This is a genomic window from Pseudomonas sp. Marseille-Q8238 (assembly GCF_965111915.1).
Genome location: NZ_CBCOPI010000001.1, coordinates 2,939,748 through 2,954,782, shown reverse-complemented (window position 1 = coordinate 2,954,782; position 15,035 = coordinate 2,939,748). Strand labels below are relative to the sequence as shown.

Sequence of the window (15,035 nt, the reverse complement as noted above, 5' to 3'; positions counted from 1 at the left end):
GACATACAGGGCCAGTTTAGTATCCTTGGGCCGCTTGCCCGTGATCGAATCAGAACAAGAAGTACGCCAATGAGCGAACGCACTACCTCTTCCAGCTGGGCATCCGGCATCGTTCAGGCTCTGGAGCTGGGCGGCGTCGACTGCCGTGGTCTTTTCACCACGCTCGGTCTTGACTATGCCGCACTGAATGACCCCGATGCGCGCTTTCCGCAAGACAGCATGACGCGCCTGTGGCAGCAGGCTGTGGCGTTGTCCGGCAACCCCGCCATCGGCCTGAACATGGCCCGTGTGGTCCGCCCCTCGTCGTTCCATGTGGTCGGTTATGCGCTGATGTCCAGCCGTAACCTGCAGGAAGGTTTCACCCGGCTGGTGCGTTACCAGCGCATCATCGCCGAAGGCGCCGATATGAGCTTTCGTCCCACACGGGATGGCTATGAGCTGCAACTGGTCATCCATGGCGACCGCCTACCGGCCGCCCGCCAGAGCGCCGAAGCCTCGCTCGCCTATTCGCTGGCATTCTGTCGCTGGCTTACCGCCAAGCCGCTGTGCCCGCGCCAGGTCAGTTTCCAGGGGCCGCCGCCGGCAGACCTCGAGCAGTACCGCCAGGTCTTCCAGGGGCCTCTGAAATTCAACGCCGAGCACTATGCGCTGCTGTTCGACCGTGCCGACCTGGATGCGCCATTGCCCACGGCCAACGAAGCACTGGCGCAGTTGCATGACCGTTTTGCTGGTGAATACCTGGCGCGTTTTTCCGACAGCCGTGTGACCCACCAGGTACGCCAGGTGTTATGTCGCCTGCTGCCGCAGGGTGAGCCCAAGCGCGAGGCCGTGGCGCAAGCCTTGCTCATGTCCGAGCGGACCTTGCAGCGTCGTCTGCAGGAAGAAGGCACCAGTTACCAGCAATTGCTCGACGATACCCGCCGCGAATTGGCTGGGCAGTACCTGGCTCAGCCCAACCTGACCCTGCTGGAGATCGCTTATCTGCTGGGCTTCGCTGACCCGAGCAACTTCTTTCGCGCCTTCCGTCGCTGGTTCGACACCACGCCAGGCGAGTACCGCGCGGGGCTCTGATCGAGCGAGCCTGCAGGCCCGCGAGTTTGACTGTTCTGGTTTTCAGTGACGCCAGAAGGCCGGCATCAACAGCACCAGCACGGTGAGGATTTCCAGGCGCCCGAGCAGCATGCCGCTGGTTAGCAGCCATTTGGCGGCGTCTGGCAGGCTGGCGAAGTTGCCGGCCGGGCCGATGGTCGGTCCCATACCTGGACCTACGCCGGAGACCGTACTCGCGGCGCCGGTCAGCGCAGTGATCCAGTCCAGACCGCACAGGGTCAGGCCCAGCGCCAGAGTAGCGATGGTGATGGTGAAGAAAAACGAGAAGGTCAGAATCGAACGGACGATGTCTTCATCCAGGCGATGACGGTTGTATTGCTGCTTGATCACCGCACGGGGATGCACCAGTTGCTGCAGGTTGGCCTTGAGCAGGATATAGGCGACCTGGAAACGGAAGATCTTCAGCCCACCTGCGGTGGAGCCCGAGCAACCGCCGATGAAGCCCAGGTAGAAGAACAGCATGCTGGCAAAGCCGCCCCACAGGCTGTAGTCGCCGAGCGCGAAGCCGGTGGTGGTCAGAATCGAGGTGGTGTTCACCGCGACATGGCGCACGGCTTCCAGCCAGTGCAGGTCGGTGGTTGCCCAGTACCAGGTGCCAAGCACCAACCAGCAACTGAGCAGAATCAAGATGAACCCGCGTACCTGCTCATCGCGGATCAATGCCTTGTAGTTGCCGCGCAGGCTGGATACGTAGAGCACGAAGGGCAGGCTGCCAAGGATCATCACCACCACCGCCACCCAATGCACCGCTGGCTGTTGCCATTTGGCCAGGGAGGCGTCGGAGGTAGAGAAACCACCGGTGGAAATGGCCGACATCGCGTGGTTGATGGCGTCGAATACGCTCATGCCGGCCAGCCAGAAGGCCAGCACGGCCAGGCTGCTTAGCCCGACATAGGCTACGACCATGTACTTGGCGACCATGTGCGAACGTGGCATGACCTTGTCGGAGCGGTCGGATGATTCCGTCTGGAACAGGCGCATCCCCCCGATTCGCAGCATCGGCAGGATCGCTACGGCCATGGCAATGAAGCCGATGCCACCCAGCCAGTGCAGCAACGAGCGCCACATGAGGATGCCCTGCGACATGGTGTCCAGTCCCGTGAAGATGGTCGCACCGGTGGCGGTGATGCCGGACATGCTCTCGAAGTAGGCGTCGGTGTAGCTGACGTGCTGGGTGAAGACGAAGGGCAGGGCAGCGAATACCGATACCAGCAGCCAGCTCGATACCGTCAGCATGTACATGTCGCGTGGGCGCAGATGGCCATCCTTGGGGCGACCCTGTAGAACCATGGCCAAGCCGACGACGACCGTGATCAGGCCCGACCAGAGAAAGGCGTTGATGTCTTGCGGGCGGTCGAATACCAGCAGGGTGGCCACGGGGATGACCATGCTAATCGCCAGGGTGATCAGAAAGATGCCGTTGATGAACGCGATAATGCGTAGGGTCGGCAGGGACATGAATGGTTTCCGTAGGCGGCGATGGGACGGATTCTAGGGGGCAGGGCCTGTCGCATCCAGACACGGTGAACAAAAATTCGCCGGAAGCGACTTTTCGCGCTGCGTAGCGACAGTTCGAATGGGAATAGTCAGGGCTGAACAGGCGCAAAAAAAACACTGGGGTGGGGATTTCGCGGCGTTGTGGCCGCCCATAGAATAGCCGCTTGCGCCGGCCCAGCCGGTTTACCGAAGCCCCCCATCATGTCCGATAGCCCTTGCCTGAGCTGTGGCGCCTGCTGCGCGTATTTCCGTGTGTCTTTTTACTGGGGTGAGTGCCAATCTGCCGGTGGCAGCGTCCCCGATCAGTTGGTCGAACAGGTCAGTCTCATTCACGTTGCCATGCAAGGTACTTGCAGCAAGCCTGCACGCTGTGTCGGTTTGCTCGGCGATGTTGGCGGCGCGGTGCGCTGCACCCTCTATGCGCAGCGTTCGAGTACTTGTCGAGAGTTCGATGCCAGTTGGGAGAACGGCGTGGCTAATCCGCACTGTGATGCCGCACGCGCAGCCCATGGCTTGCCGCCATTGACGCCGCCGATAAGCCCGGAGCGGGTTGCCTAGAATTTGTACGAAAGCACCTGTGCTCGGTGATGCTGCGTTAAGAGCAGGCTCAGCAAGCCGCTTGCGGCTAACGCACTTCAGTGCAGCCCCAAAGGGGCAAGCGAAGCGAGTCATGCTCATTTGCAGCACGTAAACTTTGCTTCTGTTTTTGCCTTGCCTGACCCTTCGCTCAACGACTTTCGTACAGAGCCTGGGGCCGCACGGCCAACCATCGAGCGCAACTACGCTTTTATCTGGGCCAGGTCTGGGTTCAGGCAATGGGCGAGTGCTGCCAGGCTTCATCGCAGTCGCGGTTAGCTATCAACAGCCCCTAGAATAGTGGCCTGTTTCCTGCGGAGAAGACCATGCAAGCTCTCGATCTGTTGCTCAATCGCGTGTCCGTTGGCCGCCTGCTCGACCCGGCGCCGGATGCTGCGCAGCGTGACCTGCTGTTTCGCGCAGCCTTGCGCGCCCCGGACCACGGTCAGTTGCGGCCCTGGCGGTTTCTCTGTGTCGAGGGCGAAGCGCGGGTCCGGCTCGGTGAGCTATTTGCCAAGGCGTTGTTGGCCGGCAACCCGGATGCCAAGCCCGAAGCGCTAGACAAGGCCCGCAACATGCCGCTGCGCGCGCCCTTGCTGGTGGTGGTGATCGCCACGCTGCATGCTCATCCCAAGGTGCCTGAGCAGGAGCAACTGCTGGCTGCCGGCTGCGCTGCCCATGGCATCGTGCTGGCGGCCCATGCTCAAGGGTTGGGGGCCATCTGGCGCACGGGGGAGCTGGCGTATGCCGCACCGGTCATGGCTGGCCTGGGGCTGGCCGAAAACGAGCGGATTGTCGGCTTCCTCTATCTCGGCAGCGTGGTCGGCGAACGCCGTACGCCGCTGGCGTTGGCACCGGCGGACTTCGTCAGCGACTGGGCGGGTTGAGTTACACCGTCGTATCGTCTACAGGCAGTTCCAGGGTGGCAATGAAACCGCCCTGGTCATGGTTATCCAGCAATAACCGGCCACCATGGCGCTCTGCAGCGCGCCGGGTGATGGCCAGGCCCAAGCCATGGCCAGGTGCAGTCTGCCCTGGGGCACGGAAGAAGGGTTCGCCGAGTTTCTCCAACCATTCAGGCGCCACGCCGGGACCGTGGTCGCGCACGCTGATCGTCAGCAATTGCGCGTGGCTGCTTACCGCCAGCTCAATGGGCTGTCCCGGTGGATTGAAGCGCAAGGCGTTGCGCAGCAGGTTGTCCAGCGCCCGGCTCAGCATGTCCGGCCAGCCTTGCAGCGTCAGCGCCTCAGTCTCCAGGCTAATCGCCACCTGCTGTTCCGGAGCGCTGAGCTGGGCATCCTCGCGCAAGCCATCGAGCAGGGGCTTGAGATCGATAGGCTGCGCGGCACCTGGGTCGGCATCCAGGCGGGCGAGCGCCAGGATTTCGCTGATCAGGTCTTCCAGGCGATCACATTCCTGCACCAGCCGGGGCCAGAGCTTCTCCCGTTCGCTGGGTTCGGCTCGCTCGGCCAATGCCAGGGCGATGCGCAAGCGGGCCAGGGGCGAGCGCAGCTCATGGGACACGTCTCGGAGCAATTGGCGTTGGCTGCCGATCAGGTCCTGCAGGCGAGCGCCCATGCGGTTGAAGTCACGTGCCAGCACGCCGAATTCATCGCCTCTGCTGGAAAGGCGGGCAAGGCTGTGCTGCTGGTAGGCGGTTTGCCCGAGGTCATGCACGGCACTGCGCAAACGCCCGAGCGGGCGGGTGATTGAAAGGGTCAGGAGCAGGCTCAGAAGCGTCAGGACTACCAGGGCGATACCCAGCGCACTGAGCGGCCAGAGCAGGCTACCGCGGTGCCATTCCTCCAGCTCAGGGTGCGGGATGCGGTAGATGAACAGGTAGGTCTCGCCGCTGGTCGGGCTGACGTATTCGGTGGTCATGCGCCGCCAGGGCAGGCGCTTGTCGTCACGGTGGCGGGCTTCGAAGGCTGCGGCGCGGGGCGGGAAGGTGCCGCGGACCAAGGCTTGTCCGTCGCTGTCGAGCACCTGGATATCGATCCGGAAACGCTCCTTGCGGTGTTCGAGGTAGTCCTGGGCCGCCTTCTTGCCGCTGGTTTCATAGCGGCTGGCCCACTCTTGCGGCAGGTTCTTCACGGCCGGGTGCCGGCTGAGAATCCAGGCATCCTGATTCAACGCGTGCCCGAGCAGAATGGACAGCCCAGCAACCAGGGCGATGGCCAGCCAGAAGCTGGCGAAGATGCGCCAGAACATGGAGCGCATGGGCTTTCCTCGAATGAGCGAAGCCCGGCGCGCAACTGCGCGCCGGGCTTGGGTGGCTACGGATTACTGGGCTTTCTTGTCACGCTGGGCTTTCCAGGCTTCGAACTCTTCTCGGTCGGCGCGGCGTTGTTCCCGGTCTTTCTTCTGTTGCTCGAACTGCTTCAGTTGCTCAGGGGTGAGAATGGCTTTGAAGGCGTTCTCGTGATCCACGCGAGCGGTTTCGAGTTCTTGCTTCAGGGCTGCTTTATCGGCATCGGACAGCTTGTCCAGGTACTTCTGGGTGATCGTACGCGGGCTGTCCTTGCGATCACGCATGAGCTTGGCGACTTGCTCCCGTTGTTCCGGGGTCAGCCTCAGGCTCTTGAACAGGCCTTGTCCAGGTGCGCCGCGGTGCTCGCCATACGAGCCTTTGTCACACGCGGGGCTGCGGGGGCCATCGAACGGGGCGGCCAATGCCAGGGTTGGCAGTGCACTGGCGAGGATCAGGGCGGTGAGAGTCTTGCGCATGGTGGATCTCCTGTCTCATTGCCGGTGGTTCACCGGATGAGCTCAGTCTAGGGCTGGCAAGGTCAGGCGCGGTCAGGCAAGGGTAAAGGCAGGGTAAAGACCACGTGGCGAATGTCAGGCGTTGTAGTAGTAGCCGCGGCTGCGCAAGGCCACGATACGCGGGCGACCATCGGGATGGGGGCCCAGCTTCTTGCGCAGGTTGCTGACGTGCATGTCCAGGCTGCGATCATAGAGCGTGAGCTTGCGACCGAGCGCCAGTTGCGCCAGGACCTGTTTGTCCACCGGCTCACCGGGATTCTGCAACAGGGCTTCGAGTACGCGGCTTTCCGAGAGGGTCAGGCTGATTTCCTGCTCGCCGATATTGGCCACGCCGCGTGCCTGGCTGAGGCTCAGGTCACCCAGTTCCAAGCGCGTATTGGTGGCTGGTGGCAGGCTGCGGCGCAGGACGGCACGCAGGCGTGCGGTCAGCTCGCGTGGGTCACAGGGTTTGGCCAGGTAGTCATCAGCGCCGAGCTCCAGGCCGAGAATGCGGTCCAGCGGCTCGCCGCGCGCCGAGAGCATCAGCACCGGCAGGTCCGGGTGCTCGCTGCGCAATTGCTTGAGCAGCTCCAGGCCACTGCCGTCGGGCAGCATCACGTCGAGAATGACCGCTGCTGGCGCATGTTGGGCCAGGCTGGCGCGCGCACTGTTGCCATCGTGGCTGGCGTGCACCTGGAAACCCTCCTGGTGCAGCCAACTGGTCAGCAGCTCGCAGAGTTCCTGATCGTCGTCGATCAGCAGCAGGTCAGCCATGGTGAGTGATCACACCCACTGGCTATGACGTTTGTTGCGACGCCCGCTGGAAAATACGCCCACGAGGAAGGCCAGCAGCGTGGCCCCACCGCCGACGGCGAACCACATCTGCTCCTGGCTGAGCAATTGTTGCGAGGGACCTTCGCTCTGCGCCTGAGCCTGCTTGAGCTGAATCTTCAGGCGTTGGTTTTCCTGGCGCAGACGGCTGAGCAGGGCGCTTTCCTGCTCGCCATTACCTGCTTGCAGTTCATTGCGCAGGCGTTCGCTTTCAGCCAGTTGCTGCTGCAACTGGGTAACCAGAGTCTCGGTGCTGGAGGCTGTGGCGCCGGGCGGTGTTGCCGTAGCAGTCACCTCTTCGGCTGAAAGCAGGGGTGCGAACAGCAAGGTAGTGACAAGCAATGACAACGGACCTTTGCGCATGAGGAACTCCAGTTTCCTGTTTTATGGTTATGGGTCAGGGCAGAACGCGTTTGAATGGTTTGACCAGCACACTGGCATACACGCCGGCGGCGCGATAGGGGTCGGCATCGGCCCAGCTCTGGGCGGCGGCGAGCGAATCGAACTCGGCAACGATCAGGCTGCCGGAAAAACCTGCTGAGCCTGGGTCATTGCTGTCCACGGCTGGATGTGGGCCGGCGAGGATCAGCCGGCCTTCGTTTTTCAGCTGTTCCAGGCGGGCCAGGTGAGCGGGGCGGCTGGCCAGGCGTTTTTCCAGGGAGTCGGTCACGTCGCTGGCGATGATGGCGTAGAGCATGTCAGTCCTTGCTTTGCTGGGGAGCTTCGTCGTGGATATGGCGGGCCAGGTAGACGCCCTGGGCGACCAGGAACAGCACGGTCATGCCGAGGCTGCCGAATACCTTGAAGTCGACCCAGAACTCATGAAAGGTGAAGGCGACGAACAGGTTGGCGCAACCGCTGAAAATGAAGAAGACGATCCAGGCCAGGTTGAGGCGGGTCCAGATGTGCTGCGGCAGGTTCACGGCATGGCCCATGACCCGTTGGATCAGCACCTTGTCACCAATGAAGTGACTGGCTGCGAAGCCCAGGGCGAACAGCCAGTTGACCACGGGTGCCTTCCACTTGAGGAAGGTTTCACTGTGGAAGGCCAACGTCATGCCACCGAACAGCAGGCAGGCGATCAGGGTCAGCCACTGGCCTTTTTCCAGCTTGCGGTTGAGGGCGAACAGGGCGCCGTACACCAGTACCGAACTGATGATCAGCACGGCTGTCGCACTGAAGATGCCTCCCAGCTCCACACTTTGACCGGCAATGTCGAGGGTGCGGGGATCGAGCTTGTAGACGATGAAGAACAGGACCAGCGGGATGAAGTCTATGAATTGTTTCACGGCGGCAGCCAGAAGCGGGATGTCGCGGCATAATAACAAACATCATTACCAACGAAAGCGGCCCCATGAAAGTTGATTTGCACTGCCATAGCACCGCTTCGGACGGCGTTCTCGCCCCGTCCGTTGTCGTTACCCGTGCTCACGAAAGGGGCGTGGAGATGCTGGCACTGACCGATCACGACACGCTGGAGGGCCTGGCGGAGGCTCAGCAGACGGCCGAGCAACTGGGCATTCGCCTGATTACCGGCATCGAGCTGTCCTGCACCTGGGGTGGCGCAACCATTCATGTGCTGGGCTATGCCTTTGCCGCCGATGCGCCTTCCGTGCAGCAGGCGATTGCCGAACTGCACCAGGGGCGCTGGCTGCGCGCCGAGGAAATCGCCCATCGCCTGGCGGCCAAGGGCATTGTCGGTGCGTTGGAAGGCGCGCGTGCGGTGCAGCAGGCGCTGGGCGACAGCAACAACGCGCCGGCGCGCCCGCATTTTGCCGAATTCATGGTGCGCGCCGGGCATGTGCGCGATCACGCCGAGGCATTTCGCAAGTGGCTCGGCTCGGGCAAGTTGGGGGATGTCAAGCAGCACTGGCCAAGCCTTGAACAGACCGTTGGCACATTACGTGAGGCGCGCGCCTGGATCAGCCTGGCGCATCCGTGGCAGTACGACTTCACTCGTAGCAAGCGACGCCGCCTGATTGCCGACTTTATTCAGGCGGGCGGGCATGCATTGGAAGTGGTCAATGGCCTGCAGCCCGCCGAGCAAGTTGGCAGCCTGGCGATTCTGGCCCGCGAGTTCGGTCTGATGGCCAGTGTGGGCAGCGATTTTCATGCACCGGGCGATTGGTCCGAGCTGGGTATGTATCGGCCATTGCCTGACGATCTGCCACCTTTGTGGGAGCGTTTCAATCATGTCCAGCCCCCCTCCATTACTGCCCTCTGAACAGGGAGAGGTCATGAGTCAATTTTTCCAGGTACACCCGGAAAATCCGCAGCCGCGTCTGATCAAACAGGCTGTGGAGATCGTCCGCGGCGGGGGGGTGATCATCTACCCGACGGACTCGTCCTACGCCATCGGTTGCCTGGTTGGCGACAAGGGCGCGGTGGATCGTATCCGCCGCCTGCGCCAGTTGGACGACAAGCACAACTTCACCCTGGTCTGCAGTGACCTGTCGCAGATCGGCCTGTTCGCCAAGGTCGACACCGGCGCCTTCCGCCTGCTCAAGGCGCATACGCCAGGGCCCTATACCTTCATTCTCGGGGCGACCCGTGAAGTGCCGCGCATGTTGCTGCACCCCAAGCGCCGCACCATCGGCTTGCGCGTCCCGGGGCACCCGATTGCCCATGCGCTGACCGAGGAACTGGGCGAACCGCTGATGAGCGTGAGCCTGATCCTGCCTGGTGAGGAGCTGCCGATGAGCGATCCCTACGAGATGCGCCAGGTGCTGGAGCACCATGTCGATTTGATCATCGATGGCGGCTACGGCGGCCTGGAAGCGTCGACCGTGGTCAACCTGGCCGAGGGCGAGCCGCAGGTCATCCGCGTCGGCTGCGGCGACCCGGTGCCATTCGGTGGTGAAGCCGCATGAGCGAAACCACCGCCGATGCCCAGGCGGGTGCCCAGCAGGAGCTGCCATTTGCTCTGGTCTACGGCCAGGCGGTCACTGAACTACCGCTGGACCTGTATATCCCGCCGGATGCCCTGGAGGTGTTCCTCGAGGCCTTCGAGGGGCCACTCGACCTTTTGCTCTACCTGATCCGCAAGCAGAACATCGACATCCTCGATATCCCGGTCGCGGAGATCACCAAGCAGTACATGGGCTATGTCGAACTGATGAAGTCGGTGCGCCTGGAGTTGGCTGCCGAGTACCTGGTGATGGCTGCGATGCTGGCCGAGATCAAGTCGCGCATGCTCCTGCCGCGCTCGGCCGAAGCCGAGGATGAAGAAGACGACCCACGTGCCGAGCTGATTCGGCGTCTGCAGGAATACGAGCGCTACAAGGCCGCTGCCGAGGATCTGGACGAGCTGCCGCGGGTTGGCCGTGATCTCACCGTGCCGCGCCTCGACGCGCCCGAGGCCCGAGCGCGCAAGCTGTTGCCAGATGTCAGCCTGGAAGAGCTGCTGCTGTCGATGGCCGAGGTCTTGCGGCGTGCCGACATGTTCGAGAGCCACCAGGTGACCCGTGAGGTGCTGTCTACCCGCGAGCGCATGAGCGATGTGCTGGAGCGCCTCAAGGGCGGCGCCTTCGTGCCATTCGTCACGCTGTTCACTGCCGAAGAAGGGCGGCTGGGCGTGGTGGTGACATTTATGGCGGTGCTCGAACTGATCAAGGAATCTCTGGTGGAGCTGGTGCAGAATGAGCCCTTTGCGCCCATCCACGTCCGTGCCCGAGCCGAATAGATGAACCTGAGCGATCCCAATGACCTGGCTTCCCTGCTGGAAGCCTTTCTCCTGGCCTCCGGCAAGCCGCAGTCGCTGGAGCGTATCAGCGAGCTGTTCGACGAAGCCGAGCGGCCTGAGCTGGCGACGATTCGCGATGCATTGAGCATTCTTGCCGCGTCGTGCCAGGGGCGCGCGTTCGAGCTGAAGGAAGTGGCGTCCGGTTATCGCCTGCAGGTGCGCGAGCGCTTTTCGCCCTGGGTCGGGCGCTTGTGGGAGGAACGCCCACAGCGCTATTCGCGAGCGATGCTGGAGACCCTGGCGTTGATTGCCTACCGGCAGCCGATTACCCGTGGCGAGATCGAGGAAATCCGGGGCGTGGCGGTCAACAGCCAGATCGTCAAGACAATGATGGAGCGCGAGTGGATCCGCGTGGTGGGGTATCGCGATGTGCCGGGCAAGCCGGCCATGTTCGCCACCACCCGCCAGTTTCTCGACCACTTCAACCTGAAGAACCTGGATGAGTTGCCAACCCTGGCCGCCCTGCGTGAGTTGGAGCCGGAGCCCATGCTGGCCTTGGACGATGATGCGCCGGTACCGGCCGACCTGCAGGCCCGTGCGGATGCCGAAGAAGCCCCCGCCGAGCCACGCGACGAGACCAGCTTCCGCAGCCTGCTGGCCGAACTGGACACCATGGAACAGGGCCTGAAGACCGACTTCGACGATTTGCCAGAGGCGGAAGACGAGGCCGAAGCAATGGAAGCCGGTTTGCCTGACCCGGACGAAACCCGGCACTGATTATTGAGGCGGGGTGCAAGGGCAATGAGCGAGAAGGATCCCTGCATCAAGGTCTGTGAATTCCACCAGGATATCTGCGTCGGCTGCGGGCGCAGCAAGCGCGAAATCAAGCAGTGGAAGAAACTCGATAAGACCGAACGCCGAGCCTTGCTGGCCGAAGCAGACCTGCGCCTGTTGGCGCTGCAGGTCAGCGGTCGGCGCAAGTCCCGCTAGAACGAGCATGTAGGGTGTGTCATGCGTACCCGCTGGCTACATTCATTCAGTGCCGTGTCTTCAGGCGTTGCGGGTAAAGACCAGGGCCTTGAGGGCCGAATCGGCGTGGATATCGACGAACTCCGGCGGGTTTTCCAGGCGCTGGCTGAAGCTCAGCTCAGGCGCTTCACGGGCCATTTCGGCGATCAGGAAGTCCGGGGCGATGGCCGGGTCATTCACGCAGGCCAGGACACTGCCGTGTTCGGTGAGCAGGTCAGGTAGGCGCCGCAGGACTTTCTGGTAGTCGCTGGTCAGCACGAAGCTGCCTTTCTGGAAGGAGGGCGGGTCGATGATGATCAGCTCGTAGGGGCCGAGCTTTTTCAGCTTGCCCCACGACTTGAACAGGTCATGCCCGAGAAAGCTCACGCGGCTGAGGTCATGCTGGTTCAGGCGATGATTGTCACGGCCACGGCTCAGGGCGGCCTTGGCCATGTCGAGGTTGACCACAAGCTCGGCACCACCGGCCACCGCTGCCACTGAAAACCCGCAGGTGTAGGCGAACAGGTTCAACACACGCTTGCCCTGAGCATTGGCCTGTACCCAGTTGCGGCCATGGCGCATGTCGAGGAACAGCCCATTGTTCTGCTTCTTGCCGAGGTCGAGCTTGAAGCGCAGGCCATCCTCGTCGATCTGCCACTCCTCGACGGCTTCGCCATGCAGCCATTGGGTGGCGCTGTCCGGCAGATAACGTTGCTGCACTGCCAGCGTATGCGCCTGGCTGCGTTGCCAGGCTGGCTCGCTTGGTAGTGTGCGCAGCATGTCGAGCAAGGCAGGCAGTGCCTGCTCATCCGGCTCCCTGAACAGCGCAACCCAGAGAATTCCTTGCAGCCAGTCGACCGTGACGTGCTCTAGCCCTGCGCAGAGCCGTCCACGGCCATGAAACAGGCGGCGTGTCTGGCTGGGTTGGGCATCGAGAGCGGTAAGCAGATGCTGGCGGAGCAGGGCAATGGCGTCGAGGTTCATGTGGGCGGATCGAGGCTGCGGGCGGCGCATTCTAAACCCAGCTTTACGCAAAAGCTGCTCTGGAGATAGCGAGGACCGTCCAGCCGGTACAGCCGTTGTGAGCACCCCCTGCCGGCTTGGCCGGCAGGGGCCGTCTTATCCATGAGCCTCGGCCAACTGGTTGATCTGCCGCGGGGCCAGTACCGCTTGCGGCACGCCATGGCGCACTGCGTTGAGCATGGCGCGGCCAATCACCCCAGTGGTCAGCACGCTGCCGGGAAACAATCGTCGCAGTGGCCCCAGAAAGGGTCGTAGCACCGCGTAGAACAGTCGATAGCCTGCAGTGCGCGAGCGTATACCGTCTTCCGGCACGATCAGCGCTGGACGCAAGATCGCCACTCGCGGCAAGCCCAATTGCAGCAAGGCGTTTTCGGTCTGCCCACGGACCCGTGCCCACATGTTGCGGCTCTGTTCGCTGCTATCGGCACCTGCGCCGGAGACATAGACCATGGTTAGCTGCGGGCTGTGCTGCTGCAGTTGCGTGGCCACATGCAGGGTCAGGTCGTAGGTGATCGCGCGGTACTCGCTTTCGCTCATGCCGAAGGCGGAAACTCCGGCACAGAAGAAGCAGGCATCGATTGCTGCAAATTCGGAGGCACTGGCCTGAAAGTCAGCCAGGTCGGCAACGATGACGGTGCGCAGGCGTGGGTCTGTGACCTCCGGCAAAGGGCGTCGAGCGAGCAGGATGATCTCGCTGACATCCTCGGCTGCCAGGCATGCGCGCAACACACCTTGGCCAACCATGCCGCTGGCACCCACTAGAACGATACGCATGGCTCAGGCCTCCGTTGGCTCGGCAGCGCCGAAGTCGGCGGCCAGGGTTAGCGGCTGCCAGTGTTGCGCCTCGGCGCTACGGGCTTGTTCCGCGGCTTGCACGTATTGCCAGGCGTCCGAGCCCAGCAGCAGGCGGGCAGGTAGCTGCTCGCTGCTGCGGCTCAGGTGCACCAGCAGGCGAGCAATGCGTGCGGGGTCGCCTTTTTCATTACCCACATAGCTGTCGATCAATGCCTTGAAGGCTCCCAGCGACTCCTGGTAGTCCGGCGGCAGGTCCTGCAGGGTGGTGCGTGCCTGCTGGCCCCAGTCCGTGCGAATACCGCCGGGCTCCAGGGTGCAAACCTGGATGCCGAAGCCGACGAGCTCCTTGCCGACGACATCGCTGAAACCACCAACAGCCCATTTCGCAGCCTGATAGGCGGCAAGGCCCGGGCTGCTGATGCGCCCGCCGGCCGAGGACACCTGGAAGATCCTGCCGTAGCCCTGAGCGCGCATTGGAGCGATTGCTGCTCGGGTCAGATTGACCACACCGAACAGGTTGGTCTCGATCTGCGCGCGAAAGTCGTCGCTGGAAACGTGCTCGAAGGGCTGGATCTGGCCATAGCCGGCATTGTTGACCAGGACATCGAGGCGTCCGAAGCGGCGTAGGGCTTCGGCCACGGCCTGTTGTGCCTGGAGTTCGTCAGTGACGTCAAGGGCGAACGTGGCCAGTTGTTCGCTGTGGTCGGCCAGCAAGGTAGTGAGTTGTGAGGTATCGCGTGCGGTGGCCAGCACGCGGTCGCCAGCTTGCAGGGCGGCTTCGACGATGGCACGACCCAGGCCGCGGGCGGCACCGGTGATCAACCAGACTTGGGACATAGGATTCACCTTCAATGAGTAAGTTGGAATAGCGCAATGCTTTATTGCGGAACGAAACCGCTCTTGCCGGGCAGGGCGACACTCTGGGCGATTTCCCGCTGCGCCTGCAGCGCCTCCAGCGCGCGACCATAGCCACCCTGCAGTACCTCGAATGCATCCACGCCGAGGGCGGTGCGCAGCGGCGGTGCCTGTAGCTGGCTGGCCCGATAGATGGCATCGGCCATCTTCTGCGGGTCACCCGATGTGTTGTCATCGCCGTGTTGCTGAATCCAGCGGCGCAGCTGGCCAACCGCTGCGTCCCGGTAGGCCTCGGTTTCCTCGGTCCAGCGGATATTGGCAACGAAGTCGCTCTTGATCGAGCCGGGCTCGATGATCAGGGTCCGGATGCCGAACTCGGCGACTTCCTGGCTGATCGACTCGGCAAAGCCCTCCAGACCGAACTTGGCGGCGTGGTATAGCGCGCCACCGGCGAAGGCAACGCGGCCGCCAATGCTGCTGATATGGATAAAGGTGCCGCTACGGCGCGCGCGCATGGATGGCAGGAAGGCGCGGGTGAGCTGAATCGGTGCCAGCAGGTTCAGCGTCAGTTGCTGCTGGATATCGGCCTCGCTGAGTTCTTCCATCGCGCCGATCACGGCCCCGCCTGCATTGTTGACCACCACTTCGGCGTCTTGATGCCGTGCGGCAACTGCCTGTACTTGCTGGCGGTCAGTGACATCCACCTGCTCCACCTGCAGCAGCTGTGGATACTGCGTAGCCAGTTGCTGCAGGGCTTCCGGTCGGCGCACAGCGGCAACGAGCGGGTGGCCGGCGGCCAGTAATTTCTGGCTCAAAGCCAGGCCGAGGCCGCCAGAAGCACCTGTGATAAACCATTTGGATTTGGACATTTGAGTACTCCTGTTTATAGGAAAGTGATTAATCAATCATTTAA

Annotated in this window: 19 protein-coding genes; 8 read left to right on the top strand and 11 right to left on the bottom strand. The window is 62.7% G+C overall.

The features are described 5' to 3' along the window. Nucleotides 1-69: 69 nt before the first annotated feature. Entirely contained in the window at nt 70-1,071 is a 1,002-nt protein-coding gene (locus ACWPW0_RS13710) for an AraC family transcriptional regulator (RefSeq protein WP_447592341.1), read from the top strand. Nucleotides 1,072-1,113: 42 nt separating this feature from the next. Here the strand turns inward: ACWPW0_RS13710 and ACWPW0_RS13705 are convergent, their stop codons facing one another. After that, nucleotides 1,114-2,568, bottom strand: coding sequence for a TrkH family potassium uptake protein (locus ACWPW0_RS13705; protein WP_454255597.1), 1,455 nt, complete (start codon nt 2,566-2,568; stop codon nt 1,114-1,116). A 240-nt stretch (nt 2,569-2,808) separates the two neighbouring features. Between ACWPW0_RS13705 and ACWPW0_RS13700 the strand changes: the two genes are divergently transcribed. Then, nucleotides 2,809-3,165: a YkgJ family cysteine cluster protein gene (locus ACWPW0_RS13700; protein WP_454255596.1), complete on the top strand. Its 357-nt coding sequence runs from the start codon at nt 2,809-2,811 to the stop codon at nt 3,163-3,165. Between the two features lie 344 nt (nt 3,166-3,509). Then, a complete protein-coding gene (locus ACWPW0_RS13695; protein ID WP_454255595.1) occupies nt 3,510-4,070 on the top strand; it encodes a nitroreductase family protein in 561 nt (186 codons plus the stop codon). Nucleotide 4,071: 1 nt separating this feature from the next. On the opposite strand, the gene ACWPW0_RS13690 is transcribed toward ACWPW0_RS13695, so the two are convergent. The 6 genes from ACWPW0_RS13690 to ACWPW0_RS13665 form a co-directional block, all read right to left on the bottom strand. Further along, nucleotides 4,072-5,403 carry a HAMP domain-containing sensor histidine kinase gene (locus ACWPW0_RS13690; RefSeq protein WP_447592333.1) on the bottom strand — a complete coding sequence of 444 codons (1,332 nt, stop codon included), beginning with the start codon at nt 5,401-5,403 and terminating at the stop codon, nt 4,072-4,074. Nucleotides 5,404-5,466: 63 nt separating this feature from the next. Further along, the gene (locus ACWPW0_RS13685; protein ID WP_454255594.1) at nt 5,467-5,910 is read right to left on the bottom strand and encodes a Spy/CpxP family protein refolding chaperone; all 444 of its coding nucleotides are present in this window, start codon (nt 5,908-5,910) and stop codon (nt 5,467-5,469) included. A 114-nt stretch (nt 5,911-6,024) separates the two neighbouring features. Next, nucleotides 6,025-6,702, bottom strand: coding sequence for a response regulator transcription factor (locus ACWPW0_RS13680; protein WP_454255593.1), 678 nt, complete (start codon nt 6,700-6,702; stop codon nt 6,025-6,027). 9 nt (nt 6,703-6,711) lie between these two features. Continuing rightward, nucleotides 6,712-7,122 carry a translation initiation factor 2 gene (locus ACWPW0_RS13675; RefSeq protein WP_454255592.1) on the bottom strand — a complete coding sequence of 137 codons (411 nt, stop codon included), beginning with the start codon at nt 7,120-7,122 and terminating at the stop codon, nt 6,712-6,714. A gap of 34 nt (nt 7,123-7,156) precedes the next feature. After that, entirely contained in the window at nt 7,157-7,456 is a 300-nt protein-coding gene (locus tag ACWPW0_RS13670) for a YciI family protein (RefSeq protein ID WP_447592326.1), read from the bottom strand. A gap of 1 nt (nt 7,457) precedes the next feature. Next, nucleotides 7,458-8,048 carry a septation protein A gene (locus tag ACWPW0_RS13665; protein WP_454255591.1) on the bottom strand — a complete coding sequence of 197 codons (591 nt, stop codon included), beginning with the start codon at nt 8,046-8,048 and terminating at the stop codon, nt 7,458-7,460. A 65-nt stretch (nt 8,049-8,113) separates the two neighbouring features. On the opposite strand from ACWPW0_RS13665, the gene ACWPW0_RS13660 reads away from it, so the two are divergent. The 5 genes from ACWPW0_RS13660 (at nt 8,114) to ACWPW0_RS13640 (ending at nt 11,431) form a co-directional block, all read left to right on the top strand. Beyond that, nucleotides 8,114-8,983, top strand: coding sequence for a PHP domain-containing protein (locus ACWPW0_RS13660; RefSeq protein WP_447592322.1), 870 nt, complete (start codon nt 8,114-8,116; stop codon nt 8,981-8,983). Nucleotides 8,984-8,996: 13 nt separating this feature from the next. Continuing rightward, the gene (locus ACWPW0_RS13655; protein WP_454255590.1) at nt 8,997-9,629 is read left to right on the top strand and encodes an L-threonylcarbamoyladenylate synthase; all 633 of its coding nucleotides are present in this window, start codon (nt 8,997-8,999) and stop codon (nt 9,627-9,629) included. Nucleotides 9,630-9,742: 113 nt separating this feature from the next. After that, entirely contained in the window at nt 9,743-10,441 is a 699-nt protein-coding gene (locus tag ACWPW0_RS13650) for a segregation and condensation protein A (protein ID WP_454256740.1), read from the top strand. Further along, a complete protein-coding gene (scpB, locus tag ACWPW0_RS13645; RefSeq protein WP_454255589.1) occupies nt 10,442-11,218 on the top strand; it encodes an SMC-Scp complex subunit ScpB in 777 nt (258 codons plus the stop codon). A gap of 24 nt (nt 11,219-11,242) precedes the next feature. Continuing rightward, a complete protein-coding gene (locus tag ACWPW0_RS13640; protein ID WP_454255588.1) occupies nt 11,243-11,431 on the top strand; it encodes a DUF1289 domain-containing protein in 189 nt (62 codons plus the stop codon). A gap of 60 nt (nt 11,432-11,491) precedes the next feature. On the opposite strand, the gene ACWPW0_RS13635 is transcribed toward ACWPW0_RS13640, so the two are convergent. The 4 genes from ACWPW0_RS13635 to ACWPW0_RS13620 form a co-directional block, all read right to left on the bottom strand. After that, nucleotides 11,492-12,433 carry a class I SAM-dependent methyltransferase gene (locus tag ACWPW0_RS13635; RefSeq protein WP_454255587.1) on the bottom strand — a complete coding sequence of 314 codons (942 nt, stop codon included), beginning with the start codon at nt 12,431-12,433 and terminating at the stop codon, nt 11,492-11,494. Between the two features lie 135 nt (nt 12,434-12,568). After that, nucleotides 12,569-13,246, bottom strand: coding sequence for an NAD-dependent epimerase/dehydratase family protein (locus ACWPW0_RS13630; RefSeq protein ID WP_454255586.1), 678 nt, complete (start codon nt 13,244-13,246; stop codon nt 12,569-12,571). 3 nt (nt 13,247-13,249) lie between these two features. Next, nucleotides 13,250-14,104: an SDR family NAD(P)-dependent oxidoreductase gene (locus ACWPW0_RS13625; protein ID WP_454255585.1), complete on the bottom strand. Its 855-nt coding sequence runs from the start codon at nt 14,102-14,104 to the stop codon at nt 13,250-13,252. 41 nt (nt 14,105-14,145) lie between these two features. Next, complete coding sequence (locus ACWPW0_RS13620; protein ID WP_454255584.1) at nt 14,146-14,991, bottom strand: SDR family NAD(P)-dependent oxidoreductase; 846 nt, start codon at nt 14,989-14,991, stop codon at nt 14,146-14,148. Between the last annotated feature and the right edge of the window lie 44 nt (nt 14,992-15,035).